General features: G+C 58.6%; 24 protein-coding genes and 3 tRNA genes. 13 read left to right on the top strand and 14 right to left on the bottom strand.

Annotated features, from left to right (window positions below):
* Positions 1-117 precede the first annotated feature (117 nt).
* Positions 118-642: a DUF6789 family protein gene (locus RR_RS14305; protein WP_004958973.1), complete on the top strand. Its 525-nt coding sequence runs from the start codon at positions 118-120 to the stop codon at positions 640-642.
* 187 nt (positions 643-829) lie between these two features.
* On the opposite strand, the gene RR_RS14300 is transcribed toward RR_RS14305, so the two are convergent.
* The 3 genes from RR_RS14300 to RR_RS14290 all read right to left on the bottom strand — a co-directional run bounded on the left by RR_RS14300 (position 830) and on the right by RR_RS14290 (position 2,910).
* Positions 830-1,276 (bottom strand): DUF5790 family protein, encoded by a 447-nt coding sequence (locus RR_RS14300; protein WP_004958971.1) that lies wholly within the window; start codon positions 1,274-1,276, stop codon positions 830-832.
* Between the two features lie 105 nt (positions 1,277-1,381).
* Entirely contained in the window at positions 1,382-2,488 is a 1,107-nt protein-coding gene (locus RR_RS14295) for a DUF7544 domain-containing protein (protein WP_004958969.1), read from the bottom strand.
* A gap of 74 nt (positions 2,489-2,562) precedes the next feature.
* A complete protein-coding gene (locus tag RR_RS14290) occupies positions 2,563-2,910 on the bottom strand; it encodes a dihydroneopterin aldolase family protein (protein WP_005537251.1) in 348 nt (115 codons plus the stop codon).
* Between the two features lie 74 nt (positions 2,911-2,984).
* On the opposite strand from RR_RS14290, the gene azf reads away from it, so the two are divergent.
* Positions 2,985-3,758 carry an NAD-dependent glucose-6-phosphate dehydrogenase Azf gene (azf, locus tag RR_RS14285; protein WP_004958965.1) on the top strand — a complete coding sequence of 258 codons (774 nt, stop codon included), beginning with the start codon at positions 2,985-2,987 and terminating at the stop codon, positions 3,756-3,758.
* A 24-nt stretch (positions 3,759-3,782) separates the two neighbouring features.
* Here the strand turns inward: azf and RR_RS14280 are convergent, their stop codons facing one another.
* Both RR_RS14280 and RR_RS14275 read right to left on the bottom strand, forming a co-directional pair.
* Positions 3,783-4,400 carry a DUF309 domain-containing protein gene (locus tag RR_RS14280; RefSeq protein ID WP_049938983.1) on the bottom strand — a complete coding sequence of 206 codons (618 nt, stop codon included), beginning with the start codon at positions 4,398-4,400 and terminating at the stop codon, positions 3,783-3,785.
* Between the two features lie 140 nt (positions 4,401-4,540).
* Positions 4,541-4,613, bottom strand: a tRNA-Arg gene (locus RR_RS14275).
* Positions 4,614-4,870: 257 nt separating this feature from the next.
* Here RR_RS14275 and RR_RS14270 point away from each other — a divergent pair.
* The 4 genes from RR_RS14270 (at position 4,871) to RR_RS14255 (ending at position 8,378) form a co-directional block, all read left to right on the top strand.
* Positions 4,871-5,218, top strand: a complete 348-nt coding sequence (locus RR_RS14270; RefSeq protein WP_049938982.1) for a hypothetical protein — start codon at positions 4,871-4,873, stop codon at positions 5,216-5,218.
* 192 nt (positions 5,219-5,410) lie between these two features.
* Positions 5,411-6,877 (top strand): single-stranded DNA binding protein, encoded by a 1,467-nt coding sequence (locus tag RR_RS14265; protein WP_011224139.1) that lies wholly within the window; start codon positions 5,411-5,413, stop codon positions 6,875-6,877.
* A 55-nt stretch (positions 6,878-6,932) separates the two neighbouring features.
* The gene (locus tag RR_RS14260; protein ID WP_004958956.1) at positions 6,933-7,370 is read left to right on the top strand and encodes a histone; all 438 of its coding nucleotides are present in this window, start codon (positions 6,933-6,935) and stop codon (positions 7,368-7,370) included.
* On the top strand, positions 7,371-8,378 hold the full coding sequence (locus RR_RS14255; RefSeq protein ID WP_011224138.1) for a histone deacetylase family protein: 1,008 nt from the start codon (positions 7,371-7,373) through the stop codon (positions 8,376-8,378). It begins immediately after the preceding gene.
* On the opposite strand, the gene cca is transcribed toward RR_RS14255, so the two are convergent.
* Positions 8,357-9,757, bottom strand: a complete 1,401-nt coding sequence (cca, locus tag RR_RS14250) for a CCA tRNA nucleotidyltransferase (protein WP_011224137.1) — start codon at positions 9,755-9,757, stop codon at positions 8,357-8,359. The two genes, RR_RS14255 and cca, sit on opposite strands and share 22 nt — an antisense overlap.
* Positions 9,758-9,852: 95 nt before the next feature.
* Between cca and RR_RS14245 the strand changes: the two genes are divergently transcribed.
* The 7 genes from RR_RS14245 to RR_RS21540 all read left to right on the top strand — a co-directional run bounded on the left by RR_RS14245 (position 9,853) and on the right by RR_RS21540 (position 14,732).
* Positions 9,853-9,925 (top strand) — tRNA-Asn (locus RR_RS14245).
* A 181-nt stretch (positions 9,926-10,106) separates the two neighbouring features.
* Positions 10,107-10,181: transfer RNA gene (locus RR_RS14240), tRNA-Ile, on the top strand.
* A 172-nt stretch (positions 10,182-10,353) separates the two neighbouring features.
* The gene (locus RR_RS14235; protein ID WP_049938981.1) at positions 10,354-10,584 is read left to right on the top strand and encodes a hypothetical protein; all 231 of its coding nucleotides are present in this window, start codon (positions 10,354-10,356) and stop codon (positions 10,582-10,584) included.
* Positions 10,581-10,778, top strand: a complete 198-nt coding sequence (locus RR_RS14230) for a helix-turn-helix transcriptional regulator (RefSeq protein ID WP_049938980.1) — start codon at positions 10,581-10,583, stop codon at positions 10,776-10,778. The genes RR_RS14235 and RR_RS14230 overlap by 4 nt, the downstream gene beginning before the upstream one ends.
* Positions 10,775-10,918 (top strand): hypothetical protein, encoded by a 144-nt coding sequence (locus RR_RS22455; protein WP_011224136.1) that lies wholly within the window; start codon positions 10,775-10,777, stop codon positions 10,916-10,918. The genes RR_RS14230 and RR_RS22455 overlap by 4 nt, the downstream gene beginning before the upstream one ends.
* 2 nt (positions 10,919-10,920) lie before the next feature.
* Positions 10,921-12,684 carry a hypothetical protein gene (locus RR_RS14225; protein WP_011224135.1) on the top strand — a complete coding sequence of 588 codons (1,764 nt, stop codon included), beginning with the start codon at positions 10,921-10,923 and terminating at the stop codon, positions 12,682-12,684.
* Between the two features lie 254 nt (positions 12,685-12,938).
* Entirely contained in the window at positions 12,939-14,732 is a 1,794-nt protein-coding gene (locus tag RR_RS21540; RefSeq protein WP_011224134.1) for an SIR2 family protein, read from the top strand.
* A gap of 6 nt (positions 14,733-14,738) precedes the next feature.
* Here the strand turns inward: RR_RS21540 and RR_RS23135 are convergent, their stop codons facing one another.
* The 8 genes from RR_RS23135 to RR_RS14190 form a co-directional block, all read right to left on the bottom strand.
* Positions 14,739-15,122, bottom strand: a complete 384-nt coding sequence (locus RR_RS23135; RefSeq protein WP_079890992.1) for a hypothetical protein — start codon at positions 15,120-15,122, stop codon at positions 14,739-14,741.
* A gap of 160 nt (positions 15,123-15,282) precedes the next feature.
* A complete protein-coding gene (locus tag RR_RS14220; RefSeq protein WP_011224133.1) occupies positions 15,283-16,458 on the bottom strand; it encodes a hypothetical protein in 1,176 nt (391 codons plus the stop codon).
* Complete coding sequence (locus RR_RS14215) at positions 16,451-17,245, bottom strand: hypothetical protein (RefSeq protein ID WP_011224132.1); 795 nt, start codon at positions 17,243-17,245, stop codon at positions 16,451-16,453. The genes RR_RS14220 and RR_RS14215 overlap by 8 nt, the downstream gene beginning before the upstream one ends.
* Positions 17,242-17,793 carry a hypothetical protein gene (locus tag RR_RS14210; RefSeq protein WP_011224131.1) on the bottom strand — a complete coding sequence of 184 codons (552 nt, stop codon included), beginning with the start codon at positions 17,791-17,793 and terminating at the stop codon, positions 17,242-17,244. Before RR_RS14210 ends, RR_RS14215 begins: the two co-directional genes overlap by 4 nt.
* Before the next feature lie 7 nt (positions 17,794-17,800).
* Entirely contained in the window at positions 17,801-19,594 is a 1,794-nt protein-coding gene (locus RR_RS14205; protein ID WP_049938979.1) for a hypothetical protein, read from the bottom strand.
* On the bottom strand, positions 19,591-19,821 hold the full coding sequence (locus RR_RS14200; RefSeq protein WP_011224129.1) for a hypothetical protein: 231 nt from the start codon (positions 19,819-19,821) through the stop codon (positions 19,591-19,593). Before RR_RS14200 ends, RR_RS14205 begins: the two co-directional genes overlap by 4 nt.
* 5 nt (positions 19,822-19,826) lie before the next feature.
* Entirely contained in the window at positions 19,827-20,258 is a 432-nt protein-coding gene (locus RR_RS14195) for a hypothetical protein (protein ID WP_049939178.1), read from the bottom strand.
* 64 nt (positions 20,259-20,322) lie between these two features.
* Positions 20,323-21,138, bottom strand: a complete 816-nt coding sequence (locus tag RR_RS14190) for a hypothetical protein (RefSeq protein WP_011224127.1) — start codon at positions 21,136-21,138, stop codon at positions 20,323-20,325.
* Positions 21,139-21,186 lie beyond the last annotated feature (48 nt).

Here is a 21,186-nt window from a genome sequence, read left to right as displayed (position 1 = left end):
TTCTTCATGATTCTTCCCACCCTGTAATAGGTATTGCGGACAGAAATCTGACACATATCCTTTGGTGGCCTAACGTGTGCGGGAACCTTTTTGTCCACTGCCATGTTACAACACACCATGGAAGATACGTCATCCGGCGTCGAGGACCCGCCCGTCAACGACGACGGTCTCACCGAGGCCGAGGAGTTCGATAGTCTCGCCGGGATTCTCGCTGACGGCGTCGTCGGCGCCGCCGGTGGACTGGTCGGGACAGCGATGATGACGGTCGTCTTCCTCATCGCCCAGTCACTGGGCGCGTTCAACCTCGAGGACTTCGCCATCCTCACCGAACTCGTGGGTCTGACTGGCTACGTACCGGAGGTCCTGTTCGGCTTCTTCATCTTCCTCGGCGGCGGGATGTTCCCGTGGCCGCTGCTGTTCGCCTCGTTGAAAGCGTACCTCCCGGGCCAGTCCGACCCCGTCAGCGGCGTGTTTTTCGGCGCGGCCATGTGGACTGGATTCGTACTCGCCTTCTATACCGGTCAGTCCGGACTCATGTTGGTGCTGTACGCAGTGCTGACACTCGTTGCTCACATCGTCTACGGCATTGGCCTCGGCGCAGTGTTCAACTACTTCTCGACGCGCCCGGACTCTATCGTCTGAGCCGGACCGCCGGCATACTTGAGCGATTAAAGGGTGTCGCACCGACCACCTGAACAGCAGTCAGGCTTGGCTATAGAGCCGAGCACGGTGGTATATCGGTCCGAAAAAACGCTGGACGACGCGAGCGACGCGCTAGCTACCGGCGGAGCACGCGGCGAGCATTCGCCGGAACGTGGCTGTCCCGAACTCAGGCTTCCGCTTCCGCGTCGGCGTCGCCGTCCGCCTCCGCGTCCGCCCCGTCTTCACCCTCGAATTCTTCGAGCGTGCTGCGAAGCTGTGGAATCGTCGCTGTGAGGTCGCCGACCTGCTCGCGGGCATCGTCCACATCGTCGATGAGGTCCGCGATGGTCTCGATTTCTTCAGCGAGGTCATCAGCGTCCTCAAAGGCGTCCGCGCGTTCGCCCATCGTGTACCACTTCTTTGCGTCGCGGAGGTGGTCCTCGGCGTCGCCCACATCGAGTGCTGTCTTGAGCGAGTTCAGCACACCGAGCGTGTTGTCGGCTTCCACGTCCCAGACCGAATCGGCCGCCGGGAGTGCGTTTCGGGCTTCTGCGAGCGACTCCTCGACGTCGGTTCGCATCTCGTTTGCGGCCTCGCCGAACAGTTCGTCGTCGTCCAGACTTGACTGACTCATATGGGACGATTTGTGTGGTAAGGGATTAAAAGCCCGCCTGAAAGTGAAAGTGAAACCGCAAGACGTGACCGACTGGTCAGCCCTGAAACCGAAAAGCCATTCTAGTTACTCGGCCCGGATGTCCGAGCGCACCTCTGGAATCGGGTCCATGTCGGCGTCGATGTCACCCAGCACGAGCATCGCGTAGTATCGCAGGAACGTCGTCAGCGGGACCTGAATGAGTGCACTGAGGACGATGAAAACCAGTCCGCCTAGCAGGCCAATAACGCCGGCTACAGCGATTCCGACAGTCCCCTGAACGACAAGATAGAGTGCGAACGCGCCGAGTCCGACCGGAATCCCAACGACGATGAGTGCGATGATGCCGAGAATCGCGCTGACGATACCGACACCAATCTGAAGGACGATAGAGAAAAACAGGTAAGCGAGGTACTGCTTGGGGTGGCGTTTGATTGAACCCCAGAGTCGCGACCAACCCGAGAGAACGCCGCCGTTGTCTGCCGTCATCAGCGGGACGACAAACACCGTGGTGAAGCCAAAGACGATGCCGTAGCTTATCGCGAGCACCGCGAACACAGCGATGAACAGTCCCGATAGCGCGAGGACGCTCGATGCCCCGACGTTTGCGGCCTCGCCACCGAGCACGAGGAAGAACCCGGCTGCGCCGATTACGAGTGCGATGCCGAGCCAGATAATCCCGAGGACAAGTCGAAACAGGAACAGCCGTATGCCGTTCCCGACGTGCTCGCTGAAATATCGGCGGACGTGTATCTCGCGGTCGATGAGCGCCTGGGTCAACACGAACTCCATGAAGTTACTCAGGACACCATACGCGAGTGCTAGCAGAATGAACAGGCCGATAACGGCGAACACGAGGAGCCCAGCCCCGGCGAGTAGTTCGTCCGGCACACCGGACGGGACACCGGGTTCGGAGACTTGCAGAGCGAAGTCCCCCGGCAGGGACAGCACAGTTTCGAGTGGCGCGGTCAGCTGAAAGTCGCTTCCCGGACCGCTGGGGCCGCCCGGGCCGCCGTTCCCGCCGAAATCACCGAAGTTGCTGAACGACTGGACGTTGTTCAGTCCGACACCGCCGCCACCGATGAAGAACACGACGAACGCCATCCGCAGCCACGTCCATTTCTCGAACGGGAACAGAAACGACTTCGTCGCGTCAATTGCGTCGTCGATATCGTCGACTGCGTGGAGGGCCATGTCGGAAGTCTCACAGCCCGCTCTGGTAAAATTTTCGGGGCTGTGCCAGGGATTCAGGCCGCTCTCTGGCTATTTCATTCCTGCACTGCGTCGACCTGCATCAGCGGGTACCCGTCCTCCATCGCCATGCTCGTCTCGACCGTGACCCCCTCGTATTCGATTTGCATCTCGACGTCGATGAATCGCCCGGTAAGTTCCGTGTAGTCCGCCCCGCCCTCAGCGATAGCGCTTTCCAGCGCCTCCATGCGGACGCTGACGGTGACCGCCTCACAGAACGGCTGGTTCTCGATGGCCTCCTCCATCGCCGCTGCGAGCGAGTCAGCACTGTCCGGGCTGATTGGTGTCCCTGCGAACTGGTGATACAGCGAGCCGAACTTGACGCCCGCTTCGAAACACGCCTCCTGCGGAGCTGTGGGTTCCATACAATCGGTCCGGCTGGGCGACACAAAAGCGAACCGCAAGCTACCTATTGCGTGCGACGTATCGTCTCATACGAATGGACGACCCGGTTCTGCTCACCGGCGCTGGCGGCGCTGTCGGGGCGGCCATCCTCGAAGGACTCGAGGACGCCTACGAGTGGAAACTCATGTTCCACAGCCCACCCGCCGAGGAGCCCGACCACGAGTACCTCGTCGGGGACGTGTCCAGCGAGGGCGACGTGGCCGCGGCGATGGACGGCGTCGGCGCTGTCATCCATCTGGCCGGCGACCCCCGGCCGGAAGCCCCCTGGGACTCCGTCCTCGAAAACAACATCGACGGCACCCAGAAGATGTACGAGGCCGCTGTCGACGAGGGCGTCGAGAAGTTCGTCTTCGCGTCCTCGAACCACGCCGTCGGCTCCTTCGAAACGGACGAGCGCACGCCCGAGATGTATCGCCCGGACGACCAGTACCGCCTTGACGGGACCGAGCTCCCCCGCCCCGGCAACCTCTACGGCGTCTCGAAAGCCACCGGCGAGGTGCTGGGCCGCTACTACCACGACGAGCACGGCCTCTCCGTCTGTAACATCCGTATCGGCAACCTCACGCGGGGCCACCCGCCGATAGACTACGAGCGCGGGCAGGCGATGTGGCTCTCTTACCGGGACTGCGCCCACATCCACGACTGCGCGCTGCAGGCCGACTACGAGTATGAAATCGTCTACGGCATCTCCGACAACGACCGCAAGTACTACTCCATCGAGCGCGCCAAGGACGTGCTTGGGTACGACCCACAGGACAACTCCGCGCACTTTGACGGCGAAGAACGCGTCGCCGAACCGGAACCGTAGCCGTCTCCTACTTACCGTCGCCCGCTATCCCGAGCCGTCGAACAGCCCACGGACGTCGTCGTCTTTCTGCTGCTCTAGTTCGACGTGGTCTCGAAGCCGCTGGTAAACAACGGGCCGCTGGTCGCGCTCGCGCACGAACGAGAACAGCATCCCGACGAACTGCGAGTTGCCGTTGCCTCCAAGTTCACTCCGGGCGCGGGCAACAGCGTCGGCGATGACCGCCCTGTCGTACCGGCCAGCCTCCGCCAGCACCTCGGCGGTGATGACCGTGGCGTCGAAATCCAGCGCGCCGTAGCCGACGGCTTCGCCGTCATGTGTCAGCGTCGGCGGGTCCGCCGCTGCGTGGTGGGGGTCAGCCGCTGTTGCCGCGAGGAACGACCGGACCTCGTCTAGCGCCACGCCGTGATACGGGTCGGGCAGGCCGTCGAGGTACTCCGCCGCGCTCTCGGCCAGTCCCTGCGCGCCCGACCAGTTCTCCTCGCTGGCGTGGTAGACGACCGCAGTGAACTGGATGAGGCCGTGCAGGAATCGTTCATCGTCGCCCGGATCGAGGTCCAGCCAGTACTCTTCCCACGCGTCATGTGCGGCGTGGTAGCGACCTTCGTTGTACACTGCGATGCCGGCACGGAGATGGTCGCGCACACAGCGAGTTGGATTCGCGGTCGGAAAACCGCATCGGCGTTTCGAACAGAGTTGTTGCTGTGGATTCTTCTCTTGTATCGGTCGGAGTGATCCACAGCACTGACCGCTCGCTACGCTCGCGGTGTTGTGCTGTAGAGAAACGTCCGGACGGAGATTTGAACTCCGGTCCCTGGCTCCGCAAGCCAAGAGGATAGTCCACTACCCTATCCGGACTCATATCGAGAGAGGGTGGTGCACCTAAAAAGGGTGACGATTCGCGTACCGTCACGCGACTGGTAGGCACACTTCGCTATAACGCTGGCTTGAACAACCGGGAGTCCCATTCAACGACCATATCTTAGGGTGAATATGAAGCGCCACCAACTCCTGCAATACGGTGGTCTCGGTTGTTCGATAGCGCTTGCTGGCTGCTTCGGCGGTGCGTCCGGTAGCGGGGAAACATCCACGGAGGGTGCGTGTGAATCCCAAGTGTGAACGAGACGACATTCAGTATTATCAGGCGACAGTCCGGCGCACAGACAAGTTCGGCGACGGTGGCTTTCGACGGGGATCAGGTCGTCGTTGACGGGACTATCTGGGGGTCTAACGGGTGCAAAACGGCCGACCTGACAGACATCTCGTATGATACGAGTGCCGATGAACTGAGCCTCAGCGTTGGGACGAGAGAGATGCCAGATGCCGGCGATATGTGTACGCAAGCCATTCTGGAAATCAACTACCGGGCTACGGTGACGTTCGAGAACGGGCTCCCTGATACGGTGTCTGTCTCCCACGACAGTGGCGACGGCCTGAACCCTGTGACAACAGCGACACCCTAACGGCTACCTGCGCCGCTCTCACCGTGGTGGAATGTGAGTGTCTGCTGTCGAGCCAGCGGACGAGAGTTTATATCCCATCCCGTAACCACTTTCGAGTCATGGACGAGACACGACCGAAATCGACCGACAACGGCCGCTCGCTCGCCCAACGACAACGCTTAAGCGCGCCCCAGCCCAGCGTCCCATAGATAGATGGGTGCGATAGAGGACATTTACGAGGACCTAGAGACGGACGTCCCCGAGGAGGAGTTCCGCGAGGCCGTCGAGGAGAAGGTCGAGCAGATGGGAGGGCTCGCCGACGAGGAGACGGCCGCGATGCTGTTGGCCCACGAACTCAACGAGAATGAGGTCAACGCCATCGCCGATATCGAACCTGGGATGGACGAGGTGAAGTTCCTCGCCAAGGTGATGGCCATCGGCGACCTGAAGACCTTTGAACGCGACGACGAGGACGAGGACGGCCGGGTCATCAACGTCGAGGCCGCCGACGAGAGCGGCAGCCTCAGGCTCGCCTTCTGGGACGGTCAGGCCGTCGACATCGACGAGGGGAAACTGGAGGTCGGCGACGTGCTCCGGGTCAAGGGTCGGCCGAAGGACGGCTACAACGGGCTGGAGGTGTCCGTCGACAAGGCAGAGCCGGACGAGGACGCCACAATCGACGTGGAGCCGGGCGCTGGCTCGTCCATCGACGCGCTGACGATGGGACAGTCCGATGTGACGCTGCGCGGGCTCGTGCTTGATACCGATTCGATTCGGACGTTCGACCGCGACGACGGTAGCGAGGGCCGCGTCTCGAACCTCACACTTGGCGACGAGACGGGGCGCATCCGGGTGACGCTGTGGGACGACCGAGCCGACCGCGCCGACGAACTCGATGCGGGCGCGGCCGTCGAAATAATTGACGGCTACGTTCGGGAGCGGGACGGCTCGCTTGAACTCCACGTTGGCGACCAGGGGGCCGTCGACGAAGTGGAAGACGACGTGGCCTTTGAGCCCGACGCCGACCCAATCGCAGAGGTCGAACTCGAAGAGACGGCCGATATTGCTGGCGTCGTGCGCTCGGCCGACCCCAAGCGGACGTTCGACCGCGACGACGGCAGCGAGGGGCAAGTCCGGAACGTCCGCATTCAGGACGCCACCGGCGACATCCGCGTGGCGCTGTGGGGCGACAAGGCGGACAAGGACATTGCACCGGGGGACGAGGTGCTCGCGGCCGATGTCGAAATTCAGGACGGCTGGCAGGACGACAAGGAGGCCTCGGCGAGCTGGAACTCCACGATTGTCGTGCTTGATGACGGTGCGGATCTGGCGACTGGTGGCGCAGGCGGGGGAGCCAGCGCCGAGACGACCGACGCCGAACACGCTGGCCTGTCCTCCTTCGGCGACGAAGGGGACGACACTGACGCTGATAGCAGCGGCAACGAGGCGGCCGCTGTCAGCGCCGGCACCGGCGACACGTCACCGGACGGTGGCGCACAGAGTGCCGGCCAGCAGGTTGAGTTCACCGGCACCGTCGTCCAGACTGGCGACCCCGTCGTACTCGACGACGGTGAGCAGACGATGAGCGTCGAAACCGGCGAGCGCGTGCAGTTAGGGCAGGAAATAACTGTCCGTGGGGAACTCCGTGACGACCGGCTTCACGCTGAGGACGTGTTCTGAGTCGCCGAGCGACGCTACGGAAACTCTTAAGACCGCAACACTCCCGGGTTTGGGTATGAGTGTCGAGCTACCGTTCGCACCGGTGGATGCGGTCATTCGGCGGAACGCGGGCGGGCTCCGGGTGAGTGCCGACGCTGCGGAGGAACTGGCTCGTCGAATACAGGACCACGGCGCGTCGCTTGCCGTCACGGCAGCCACGGAGGCCACCACGGACGGGCGAAAGACGCTGATGCCGGCCGACTTCGGCATCGAGCAGGTCCCCGAAAAGGACGGCCTCGAACTCCCCGTCGCGCCGGTCGACCGCATCGCACGGCTCGACATCGACGACGACTACCGCGTCGCCATGGATGCTCGCGTCGCGCTCGCGTCTCTCCTCGAAACGTACGCCGACGAAACGGCCGCCGCGGCCGCCGCGTTGGCTCGTCACGCTGACCGCCGGACGATCAAGGCAGCTGACGTTGAAACGTACTTCGAACTCGAACAGTACTACTGAATGAACTTCGGCTACCGCGAGGTCTGTCTGGACCACGACACCGGGCCGCGACATCCGGAGAGTCCCGACAGACTTCGAGCGATACGGCGCGCGCTCAAGGAAAATCACGGTGTCGAGTACGTCGCCGCTGACAACGCAGACCTCGACCTCGTCCGTGCGGTCCATGACACCGACTACATCGCGGAGTTCCGCGAGTTCTGCGACGACGGCGGCGGAAACTGGGATGCCGACACCGTCGCGGTTGAGGAGACGTGGGACGCCGCACTCGCGTCAGCCGGCCTCGCTGTCTGGGCAGCAGAAGCCGCGCTTGACGGCAATACCGGCCGTGACACGCCGTTCTCCTTGGGCCGACCACCCGGTCATCACGCAGTTGGCGACGACGCGATGGGGTTCTGTTTCATCAACAATGCGGCCGTCGCGGCACAGGCGGCCCTCGAAGCCGACGCCGACCGCGTCGCCATCTTCGACTGGGACGTTCATCACGGGAACGGCACGCAGGACATTTTCTACGACCGCTCGGACGTGTTCTACGCCTCGATACACGAAGACGGGCTCTACCCCGGTACCGGTGATATCTCGGAGACTGGCACGGGCGACGCCGACGGTACGAATCTCAACGTGAAGTACAAGCCCGGTGCTGATACCGCCGACTACCTCGCCGCAATCGACGAGTGCATCGCGCCGGCGATCAGGGACTACGATCCCGACCTGCTGCTCATCAGCGCCGGCTTCGACGCGCACGAACACGACCCGATTTCACGGATGCGCGTCTCTACGGAGGGGTACGGCGCAATGACTGACCGGATGCGCTCGCTCACAGACGCCTGTGACGCTGCACTGGGAATCATCCTCGAAGGCGGATACGGACTTGACACGCTCTCGGATTCGGTTACAACCGTTCACGAGGTCTTCGACGGCTACCAGCCGATGGAGCCCGACGACGATGTCAGCGACGACGCCCGCGATGTTCTCGATGACCTCGCCGATCAGGGCTTCGGATCGAAGTAGCTCGCCAGATCGACACCGAAGCCGTCGGCAAGCGCTGCGATATCTGTACCGACCAGTACCTCGTACCCGTTCTCCAGCGCCGACTCGATCCGCTGTCCCAGCCCAACGTCGTAGACGGCAGCACTCGACAGGAACCCAGTCGCTGTGGTAAACGCTCGCTGCCGTTCGACAACGTATCGGTCGCCGTCGATGAAGGGGCCGGCCACCTCGGAGTTGTCGTCGTACTTCTGGAAGAACCCGCTCGCGTGCTCGCGGACGTGCACTGGTGGCCCCTCGTGACGCTCAACAGCCGGCTGCTCGGCGACAGCGAACTCAAGCAGCAGGACGACGTCTCGTCCCCGGCTTTCGGTGTCCAGCGTTTCCGGCTTACCGCTGTCGTCCTCAACGAATGCGGCCGACCGCAGGACTTCAAACCCGCGTCGGTCGAGTTCGCTGCAGAGCCCGTCGAGGGACTTCCGGAGCTGTGGCCAGAGCTGGTCATCGACGACATCCGGGGCCGCGAAGCGAAGCGCGACCGGCGTGGTGCCCCGCTGTGATACCGCGGCTTCAACGTCCGCTGCTTCGAACGGGCACGGGTCGTCTTCGGTGAACAGCGACACCCGCGGCTCGGCGAGGAGGTCCCGGGCGTAGTGCTGGAGTGTGGCGACGTTCGTTTCGGACAACACTGCCGCGACGTTGCGCTCCGGGTCCGTCGGGTCGATGACGACCAGCGGGTCGTCGAACGTCTCGCTCCCGTGGTCGTCCGGGTCCAGTCGAACTGGCGGGTGCCAGTCCGCGACCGCTTCGAGGAACGCTCGGAAGCCACCGAACTCAAGCACCAGTAATTCCGTTAGATAGCCTGAGAACCCGCGTGTCCGGAGGTCGCTCCCGTAGACGCCGATCCCCTTCAGGAACTGCTTTGCCACCCGCACCTCTGCCGCGCTGTTGTCGTCCAGTCGCTCCTGCAAGTATCTGGTGTGAAACGGCGTCCGGTCCACCGCGGACTGGATTTCTGTGGCGTTCTCGACCGCATAACAGGGCACCAGATCCACGGCGTACCCCTCGCGCTCGCCGACGACGTAGGGGTGTTCGGCGTACTCCTCACGCCCATCGGGCAGGACATCGTGCCCGACAGCCAGTCCGTACTCCTCCAGCGCTTCGCGGTCGATAGACGGCGGAAAACAGACGAACACGTCCACGTCTCGGTCACCGGCGGTCCACGTCCCTCGCGCCGTCGAGCCGACCTGCACCACTTCCGCCTCGACTGGAAGGTCAGCGATAGCTGCTTCGGCGTCAGCCATCACCGCGTCGGCGACCCGCTGTAACTGCGCTCGTTCGTCGTCGGTCGGCGAGGCCCGTGCTCGCACCTTCCCGACGACGGCGTCGAACTCATCGCTCATACCGCCGCTTGCGCACAAGTGCGTGAAAGCGTGTCGATGCCGACTGGAAACGAAAGCCCTAATTACCAACTCTGGCAATGATTGAATGCGTTCGCGCCGCCGTAGCTCAGTTGGTAGAGCACCTGGTTGTTACCCAGGTTGTCCCAGGTTCGAGCCCTGGCGGTGGCGTCGTTCTTTCACTCACAAATCGACGAGCGCTGCGACTCCGTCACTGCGGCTTTCAGGGCCGCTGGACGGTGAGATATGCAGCCGATGCACGAAACTCTCTGTATCGACCCACCTGTCTCTCCGAACCCCACCACTCCAACCCGACAGGCTAAAGATGCGGACTCATCAACACCATTCTGAAGGGCCCTTAGCTTAGTCTGGTTAAAGCGATCGGCTCATAACCGATTGAGCGCTGGTTCAAATCCGGCAGGGCCCATCCAGTTTCTGCCCGAAGCGTATCTGTTACGAACCGGCAGCGATAGGTGTGCGAGCGGGCGGAGAACAGCGGAATCGGGGTACGAAGACACCCCCGCTAAATTCTGAGTTCAACAAGCATCTTGTTGGGGGTAGCCGCTGTCTGGCGATTTTGCGATCCGGAGGTGCGGGCGATGAGTAAGGCGTCAGCGCCCACTACGCTGCCCGAGAAGGGCGTGCGGAACCGTTCGCAGTACGCGGACACGCTACACCGCCTCGATCCGGACGCTGCTGAGCCAACACCCGCCTGTCCCGAAGCCGATTACCGAAGTGACGCGGACTTCACGGAGGTTCCCATTGCCGCGTATCGGCCGCACTACAAACTCTGTGGGAACCCGGAGTGTTTCGGAGGTGACTGGCGGTGAGCCCCCAGTCTTCTCTTTTCGACTACGAACCGGACCTGTCGCCGCTGACTGACGCCGAGCGAGAGGTGTACGAGGCTGTGGGCATGGGCCAGTATGGGCCCCGCGAGTACGCCCGCCAGACTGGCCGCTCGCCCGGTACTGTCGGGAATCTGCTCCGTCGAGCCCGCGAGAAAGTGGAGGTGACTTCGGCATGACGGGGTTCGTCCGAGCATCCCGGCTGTACGATGTAGAAGCGGGTGAACCCCTTCAGTTCGACTGGACAAATCACCAACCTCTCGAACAGAGTCAGGCCGAAGTCGAGCAGGCCGTCGCGGAGATTGAGGCCCGGAGGTAGGGATGTCGCGGCATCTCAAATGCGCCCCTCATGAGGGCGACGTGCGCTTTACGATTGGTGTGCATCCCGATCCCGGCGTCCCGGACTACGGGCTGAAACCCTACTACGCGATGGATTCGCTCATCAAGGAGTGGGGAGACCGGTGGGAGACCGAAGGCAAACCCACGCGGGATATCGAACTCGCGGGTGAGACATGGGCAACCTGCTTCGACTACTCCGAGAGCGGGCTGGACGCTTGGGACAATCCGGAGTTCCAGATCCAGAACGTCCGCGAGTTCCAGTTCTACTTCGTCGCGAAGGATTCGCCCACGTACGAGGGGAAGCGGGCAGATCGGGACAAGCGCGTGAAAGGCGGGACGATAACCGTCCGCCCACGGTGGCCGAATCTCACAGCTGATGGCGAACCCGTCTCTGTGCCCCAGTACGGCGAGCCCTACATCGACGTGCAGGTACAGGCGTCCAACATCCCCCACGAGCGGTATCTGTCGCTCGTGAAGCGCGTGATGGACGCCTACGGGATTGCCGCGCGGTACTTCGACCAGCCACACCCGGACAGCCACATAAACGATCTGGCCTACTACGTCCGGTTACACCGTGAAGACAGCGGGCCGCTGTACGCGCCGGATGGACCGATAGCGCGCTGTCACACACTCATTCAGGGTGACCGCTCGGGGTATCGCAAGCACGTCGAAGACAACACGAAACTGCCCGGCTACTACGTCACGGCCACGGTCGAAGACGAGAAAGCCGACCAGCTGGTCCGTGGGCATGGGCTGGGGAAGGAACTCAAGCACTACTATCCGAACCACCCGGACAACTACGAACCGGATCAGGCCCCCTACCATCCGAAATTCGAAGTGTCCTACCAGACCAGCCGAACCGAGCAGACTGTTCGGTGGGACGACCTCGACGACGCCCGGCGCGAGTTGGAAGAGACGATCTTGAACTGTCTGGATTGGTGTGGGCTGGCGACAAGCGCCGAGAGCAGTGTGTTCGTGGATTTCGATCCGTTCTGGAACATTCGGGATACGACGGAAGCCCGGAAGTTCGTCCAGTGTCCCTTGCCGAAGATCGAAGACGACCAGGAACACCGCGTGATGCAGCTGTGGGGAGACATGACCACTGCCGACCGCGACGTGACGGAACTACTACTCACCGACGGTGGGAAGGTCTCACCACAGAAGGCAGCCGAAAAGACCGGCTACACGTACCGGACGATCCGGACTGTCATCCAGCGGATGGAGGGGCTGATCGAGCACACCTACGGCGAGATGGAGCTGTCCTCGAAGAAGATCCAGCAGGAGCTACTGAAGCGAGTCCGCGCAGCGGGCGACCGCTTCGAGCAGGAGATCGGGAGCGCGACGATGGAGCTGGCCGACGCGGCCGAAGAGCGTTCCCGATCACGGTGGGCGCGAATCCGCCGTGAGTATGCGATCACGGAAACCGACGCTGACGACTGCCGGAAACTGTTGAAGGTGGGCTATACGCCGGCCGACTTCGAGGAAGCACAGACCATCATGCGGGAAATCCAGACGGCCTACACCGAGTGCGTCGAGGAGAACACCTACGGCGTTCACGTCGTCGTTGAGACCGCGGAGACCGGCCGTGAGCGGTTCCGCGATCTCTCGAAAGCCTTCGAGACAGCATACCGATCCGGCGACTATCTGCGTGAAGCGCGGGCGGCCGAGAAGGGCCGCGAAGGCTTCGACTTTGAGGCGTGGCGGGCGGCCGGCTGCCCGCCAGCTGACGAGTGGCGCGGCGGGTAGCGCGCCACCTGCATAGAGGCATCACTGTCCAACACACTGATTTTGCGGCAATACTGTGGTCTTTCCCCGAAAATCGCGTGTCGCGCGGCTGGGTTCGTTCCCGTTGGTCACGTCACCCAGCCGCGCGACCAGGGGGAACCCGGAAAGCGAGTTTCCGGGTTCCCCTTAGTCGTGTGGCTAAGGCCACTTCTCCAAAATACACAGCACAACTGTCGGGGGATATTTTTTTAACGCTCGGTGGAATCTCTGGGATAATGCAACGTGCCTATCTGGATTATAAGTCGGAAATGGAGAATCGAATAGAGGCCTGTATTAGTGAATTAAAATCTCAGCCTATTTTGTTTGTTGGGACAGGACTATCAATCAGATACTTTGGTGCACCTAATTGGACCGAGTTACTGAGAAAAATCTCTGAAATCAGCGCGATTGAACGAGATTATGAATTCTATGAGCAAACAAAAAACAATGAGAGGGAAATTGCAGAAGAATTTGCTCAAATGTATAATGAATGGGCATGGAACAGCAGCGAGGATGGAGGAAAAGACCAATTTCCACCTTGGTTATTTGATGGGGATGCTCCCGAAGATATCTATCTGAAATATGAAGTTGCAAACTTAATTCGAAATTTAACCCCATCTTCCATCTCGGATTTGTCCAATCGTAACAAAGAAGAGATAGAATTATTAAAGGATATCCAACCTCATGCCGTTATAACCACAAATTACGACACATTTCTGGAAGATTTCATCTTTCAAGATTATGAAAGAGTTATTGGACAACGGCTGATTGAGGAACCTTTTGCTAATATTGGAGAAATATTCAAAATCCATGGTTGTGTTACCCGACCATCAGAGATTGTCCTCACTGAGTCTGATTTTACTGACTTTGATGAAACGAAGAATTATCTGAGTGCAAAACTATTAACATTCTTCACAGAACATCCCGTCCTAATTGTAGGATACCGTCCTAACGACCCGAATGTAAAAAAGATCTTGTCAGATGTCAAATCTGCAATAGAAACGTCTGATCGACAGCCAAATATTTTCCTGGTAGATTGGGAGAGTGATATTCCTGAAAGTGGTAATTTTAATCAAGAGAGACTGATTGACTTGGGAGATGGTGATCAAATGACGGTCAATTATATTATTGCTGATGATTTTGACTGGGTTTTCGATGCCTTTTCTGGAGGCGGTGAAATAAAAGGAGTAAACTCTAAACTACTCAGGAAACTTCTGAACAATACGTACGATATCGTTCGTGAGGAAGCTCCACGGAGAGAAATTGCATTTAGTGAGTTAGAATCAGTCGCAGATAACAAAGACAATCTGTTGAATATCTTTGGAATTTCACCTTTGGATGGTGAAGATGGTAGTGTTGGTAATAGTACAAACCCATCGAGTATCGCTGAAGCGGGAGTTCCTGTTGGACAAATTATTAGTGATGAAGATGTAGATAATTTAGATGATATATTAACAGTCGCAGTTGAAAGTTGGAACCAATATGATGTCTTGATGGAACATCGAGAAGCTATCTATACCTTCTATAAGCAGAGAAGAGAACTAGAATTGACAAATGAAAAAATAGATTTTCTATATCGAAGTAGTATAATTAATAATGTACAGGGTTCAGAATGGCTCATACGATACGAAGGAGATATTGATAACCTATTGACAAATATGCATAGTATTCTTAATGGACGAAATATTGCAAACCTAGAGCGAAATTTACTGATTTTAGGGAAATCTGAGCATATTTCTGACATTTGTGATACTGAATTAGCGGATTCAAGTTATTCAAACGCCGAGAGATATCTAGAACTCTGCGAAGAACCTCTTGAAACAAGAGTTCGAGAGTATGTTGGTGAATCTATAAGATTCCAAGATACTGACTATTCTGTTGACGACCTGTTGTCCGGGAATGAGAGTATTATAAACCTTTTAGATGATATCGTTGATTCCCTGATCGCTGACGATCAAGGACCTACTCGTAGGGCTTTCAGAAACATTGAATTAGTCAGAATTGCAAATTCACCACTAGGGCAAAATTAATCAAATCTATTCATATATTTCTATAAGTTTAATTTTCCCTTGTAGCGACTTCCGATGTTCACCACCACCGTGCCAATGTATCTGAGGTAGTCGAGAGGAATGTCTCATCTCCCACTCTAACACTTTAACACCACGTCCACACACCCGATACACACCGAACACGTACCATCCGTTCGCTGCCCGTAATCGTTCGTGGTACTGGTCGTATAGCTTGAACGTACCGGGCTGGCCATCGGCATGCCGATGCATCGCGGCCTTGATTTCGACCGGCGTCCCGTCAGGTCGCTTCGCGTCGTGCCAGCTGCATCGATCTAGTTCAAGATCGTACCGCTCGGCAGCTTTCCGCTCGACGAGCGTGCCGTAGTGATTGGCCTTATGACTTCGACTCATTCGCGCACCTCGCGTGCGTCATATATAGATACTCCTCCGGGCTGTTCGCAGCCGTTGCCCATGGCTCGCGCGTGCTCGCACCGCGAGCGCACGCCATGGGCCAACAACAGGGCTACGCCGGGGGGTTGGTTGTTGTTGGGTTGGTCGAATCCCATCGCTGTCATGCGGTTAGATCCGTCACCTCACCAACCACATTGCGGTGCTTGCCATCGTCCTGATACTCGTTCCAGCGCTGTCGGACCCATTCGGCGCTGTACGGGACGAAATCGGCAATTTCGTGGTTTGGTCTATCCGGTTCAGATTCCTTGGCCGTGATGACCGTGTAGATCGCGAGCTTCCGAGAGAGGTCTTCCGGGTCCACTTCGTCGTCATCATCTTCCCCGCTCGACCACGACCACGTAGTCGGTTCTTTGTCGTCGTAGCGCCAGTCTGTTTCGGGGATTCCGGACACGGAGAAGATCGGGTTGACGCCCTTCCGGTTCCGCACGTCTTCGTAAAAGGTCGCTTCCTTCAGCCCTTCCTTGTGGACACAGACGCCGAGTTCCCGAACGAGCGGGTGGACGTCCCGGCCGTCGTGGCCGATGATGATGAGCGACCCGCCGTATTTCCGGATCTTGTAGGTGAGTGGCCCGAGTTTCGTCTTCGTGTCGTAGCCGTCTTTCCCGCTGCCGCCGGCATTGCTGCTGGCCTCGTCGAAGATGAACAGCTTCGGGACCTGCTCGTTGTGCATGGGATCACCGTCCTGTTTCAGCCACTCGTTCAGCTCACCGTAGTTGGCGAGCCAGCCATCACGACGATCTCCGTCCGAGTCGGTCCACTCGTCGGTCTCTTCGAGTGTGCGGATGTTTGAGGCCACGAGTGCATCCGAAGGCTGCTGTTCTTTCCAGAGTTGGCCGAGCAAACAGGCGAAGTTCGACTTCCCTGTACCCGGTTCGGCCCATTCGTAGAACATCGGCGCGGGACCAGTCATCTGTGCCCGGAGCTGGTCGATGGCTTTGATACCGGAGATATCGGCCCGCTGGCCGGCGTCTCCAGTGAAGTGCTTCAACGACTGCATATCGCCGTTCGCCATGGCCTGTCGGGCTGTTTCAGTGCCTTCGATGCGGACGATCTCCCGAACGTGAGAGAGGTCCTTGGCTTGTCCTGGCATCTTCTCTGGACGGTCGCAGTGTCGTGGATCGTAGTGCGTTTCGAGTATCGAGAGGTAACGGGATAGCTTCTCATCGCGAACGATTCCGGCGTGCTGGTGTACCTCGTCGGGATTGCGTTGGCCGTAGCCGTCCTGATACTCGCGGAACTGTGCAGGCGTGTAGAGGTCGTTGCCGTCGTCAGTCATCGTTTAGTCGTGGGTCCTGCGGTTGCTCGCCGGTCGGTTCGTCTTGCCCATAGCCCACAGCGGCGTCTGCTGTTGGGTCGGGTGCGTCGGTGAGGTCGTGGATGGTGGGTGCGTCTTCGGGATTCTCGCCGTCTTCGATGAGGTCACCGAAGGTCTCCTTGGCCGCTGTTTTCTGAATCATCTGGCCGCGCTCGTTGGCTTCGGCGTCAGCAGTGACGAGCTTCTTTTGCAGCTCGACGGACCCACGGGACCACCGACCACGGATTGCGGCGAGTTCTTCGGCGCGGTCGATGAGCCAGCCGTGGATATCCTGCATCTGCTTCTTGCTGGTCATCAGCTGGGTGTCTTGGCAACCTTCGAGCCAGACGCCCTCGACGCGGAGCTGGCCGATGTCTTCGAGGTATTCGTATTCGCGGACGGCCCACGCGCTGCCACCGTTGACAGGATATGGGTCCGGGCCGTCGATCTCTTTCTCGCGCCAGAGTTCCGGGGGGACATAGTACTTCTCGGTCGTGTCCTCGACGGCGTTGACGTGGTGAACTTCGACCCAGTTACGTCGACGGAGCCAGCGGGCGATCTTCGCACCGACAAGATAGCAGGGGATCGCCAGCACGAGCCAGCCGACGGCGATGGCGGGAATCCACGTCGGCAGGGTCGGCAGCTGCGGCTGGTAGTAGGCGAACAGCACGGCCGCACCGACGAGCATCCCACCGATAAGTAGCTTGTACTCGGCAAGCAGGTAGACAAGCCGGTCGCGGTTGTTCTGGAAAGTCGGTGCGGGCTTCATGCTACCTCCGGACGGCCATTCTCGCCGCGAATTACGTTGTAGCCGGCGACGATCATCCAGATAAACGCGACAGTTGCCCCGGCGAGCCACGCCTGCAACGATGAGAGTGCGCGGAGGATTTCGAGTCCGCCACCGGAGGGCCGTTGTACGATTTCGGCGTATAGTGGCGTGTTCGCCGTGGAAATGGCGACGCCGACGTAGCCGTCCTTCTCAGTGACGGGAATCTCGACAGTGGCGGTGTCGTCCGAGCGCATAGCGACCGTACGGACGGGAATCTTCCCGCCTTCCTGGAAGCGGCCGGCGTCGGAGATCGTCACCGTTTGTACCGCGCTCGACCGGAGGGTGATTCGGGCGATTCCTTCGTCTGGCAGGTACTCCGAGCCGACGATCTCGGTCTGCCCGTCGATGCGCGTGGTATCAGTAGCGTTGGCTGTGGGCTGTGGGCCGGGTGTTTCGGCGGGGAGGTTGCCCGCAGACTGTGCGGCGGTCGGGGCGCTGACGCAGCCGAGGCTGACCACGAGCAGCGCGACGAAGAAAATGGAACGCATGGGTGGGTTAGTTCTGGAGAACGACGATAGCCAGTAGCGTGCCGATGACGGCCAATGCAACGACGGGCGGAACACTGCCGCCGCCGAGGAAGCCACCGCCCGCAGACTGTTTCAAGGCCTTCTCGCGAGCTTCGATCTGTGCGCGCTTGTAGGCGAGATCCTCGTACTGCTGTTTGAGTTCGGTGACGTTGGTTGTCTCGTACGTGGTTTTCTGGATAGTAACGTTCTGGACGGTCTGACCGTCCTGCGTGGATATGCTGTCAATAGTGAACTCTCCATCCAGTTCGACAATGCGATCCGAGGTAACGACGTACTGCGTGCCACCGATATTGGACGTGTTGTAGGTCGTTCCGTTCTCGAACTGACCGCTGGCTGGATTTTCTTGAGAGAACAGTACGCCCTCGTACTGCGTACCGGATTCAGTGGTGACGTTGAAGCTCCCGATCTGGTCGAAGTTCTCTGGGGAGTTCGTGCCGAGCAGGGTGAGCTGTGCGGCGGCCCAGCCTTGGAAGTCGTCGCCCGGCGACTGCTGGGACGCCAGCACGTACGGGTCCACGAGGTCGCTATTGTTGATTTCGCCAGCCTGATAGGCGCTATACGTGTTCTCTGCCAGCGTATACATTTCATTCCGAACAGTCTGGTCTTGATTCTCGATAGTCGTCCACGTAGACTGGAACCGCTCGAAGGGTACGACAGCAACATATGACGTATCGGAATTGTATCCATGGACTCCGAGCGACTTAGCCGATATACCGAGGGTTGCACCAGATTTCGCAGTGTTTGTGATGTAGTGGTCGTACGTTTCGGTGTCGCCACCCGGACCGTAGGTCTTGGATATTTGGACGTATGTGTAGTCCTCAGTCGTGCCATCAGTGAGAGTTACGGAGTCTGTCGGTTGATTCCAGTCGTAAGTGTAGTCTCCGGTGCTTGATAGCGACTGGTCGTCAGTATCCACGTAGCTACTGTCTATGCTCTCGTTGAGGGCAGTACTACGCAGGTACTTGAAGTGGGAGACGGTCAGTGTGTACTCAGCCAGCAGGTTCTTTTGATGCGTGGCGTAGAAATCACTTACAGCCTCTTTAGCCGCATTCTTAGCGGCTGACTTACTGCTTCCGTTGTTTAGTGCGCGGATATAGGCGTTTTTGCCCTCAATGCGAGCTTGCGTCTTAGCATCCTTCAGGTCGTTGTTCAGGACGGTTAGCGTGTTGTCAGTGCTAGCATTGCTGTTGAGGGCAGACTGATAGATGTCCGTTTTGACCTGTGCAGTGTCCGTATTCGTCGTGTTGACGGTCGTCGTGCCCGGTTGAGGCGTACAGTCCAGATTCTCGACGCCGGAGAGTGCATTACCGATTTTGTCGGACGTGTCGCAGGTCAAATCAGAGTCGCCGCCAGTCGTTCCGACGACGGTACGAACGAGGTTCACACCGCCGAGAAGCCCGCTCTTGGAGTCGAACGTCGGTTCGCCGCCGGAGTAGTCCGACACGGTGACGTTCACGGATTCATACGCGCCGTCGTTGAAGAACAGGAGTTGGTCTTCTTTGAGGTTCGCAGTATTGTACGTTTCGCGGGCTAAGACGGTCGTCCCGGTGGACGGGCCGCCCTGCGTGGTGTACTCGACGGTGAACTCCGTGCCGCCATCGAGATTGCTGGTATCAACAATCAGCGTCGTTGGGGAGCCGGTGTACTCGTAGGTCACTGGCCCGCTGTCGGTGGCTGTCTGTGCCAGTGCGGGACCGACGGCCCCCACGACGGCGGAACAGATGATGAGCGCGGCCAGCAGGACCGAGCGAGCACGGGTCACTGTTCTTGCCCCCCGTCGGTTTCGACCTGCTCGACGCTGGTGCGACCCTCTTGGTCGTCAGCGCCGGCGGCGGTGTCCTTCTGCTGTGCGTGGTGCGCGGCGATCACGCCGCCGGCGACGACGGCGGGACTGACGACGGGGAGCGGGGAGCCGATGACAGCCGCGGCAATTGTGGACGCAGAGACGCCGATAACGCCCACGAGCCCATAGCTAAGTATGCGGTCCATCGGATTCACCCCAGGTAGCTGATGACGTAGTAGCCGGCGGCCTCAACGCCAACGACGACAAGACCGATAGCGGCCGACCCAACCACGATATCCTGCGCGCCGAGGATGTTCAGCCCGGTGAACAGGACGATGACAAGCGTCCCGAGCGCGAGGTAGGTTTCGACAGTGGCCGAGCCCTTGGCGATCTCGACGAGATCGGTGTCGAGCTGGTAGTTCTTGTTACGACTCTCGTTGACGCGGTTGGTGGCGTATGCCATCGCCAGGGCGGCGAGCGATAGCAGAAACGCGAGGTCGATGCTCGTGCCCTGGACGGTGAACACGGACGCGGCGAGGTCGTAGCCAAGCAGGCTGATTGAAGCGATACCGTTGGTGACGAACGCACTGGCGGTGAAAATCACACCAGCCAGGGCGTCTTCGATGTCTATCTTTCCGAACATGGTAGGACTGGCCGCGAATGCGACCATGTCCGCTGGTCTGGGATGGTTCGGTAAAAGTGAGGTATCAACGCAACTGTGATTTAATAAAGGGCATCGTTCTTTCGTAAGAATATATTAGCGGAAGCAACATTGATACAGCAAAGAATAAAACTGCAACAATAAGCGATCCAAGCATAAATGATGTTGCGATAGCCACTCCGGGATTATTGGTAGTGATATTAAAAACTGTAGACAGACCCAGCCCATATCTCTGAATGTTGTAGCCTATTCCGTACGAAGATATTAGACCCACAAACGCCGGAACCGAGACTGTAAGGAGAAAATATTTGATGAAACCCAAAATACCCATCTCCATCATATTTATATCGCCAATTCCTGATACTTTTTCTATAATGTTGAATCCGAATACAACCGTACTGAAACCACATATGAAGACTGTTATTTTGACTATGAATATTATTGAGGCAAGGTAGTTTGTGCCGATTCCTAGTAGTGAGACGATTAAGATTACAAAAGGGACTGCGAACATTATAAACTCAAATGAACCACTGTCTACCTCAAACATGTATGACGGTAGGTCCGAGACTACCCCATATTGCTTATCTGCTTCTTTGCAAATTGCGTATATAACTACCATAAAAATGGCAACAGACGAGGCAAATCCGATATTCAGAACAGTAGATTGACCGGATTCTGAAGCTAACCTTGGAATGTATACTGAGAGGGCAGCGAATACACCGAGTACAGCGAACAAGTCCCTGTTTTCAGTGAGGAATTCTACAATCTCAAAAGATGAGTGTTCCTTGTCATCTCCGCCCTCTTTATCATCCTCAAACTGACTATTTTCAGATTCATATTCAATATCTCCTGTAATCGCCATATTTCGTAAACAGTACCCATCCTAAAATTATTATTTGAAACTCGTCTC

The sequence above is a fragment of the Haloarcula marismortui ATCC 43049 genome, from assembly GCF_000011085.1.
Lineage (GTDB): Archaea > Halobacteriota > Halobacteria > Halobacteriales > Haloarculaceae > Haloarcula > Haloarcula marismortui.
Note: the sequence above shows the minus strand (reverse complement) of the source record. Positions and strands in the feature narration are given on the sequence as shown.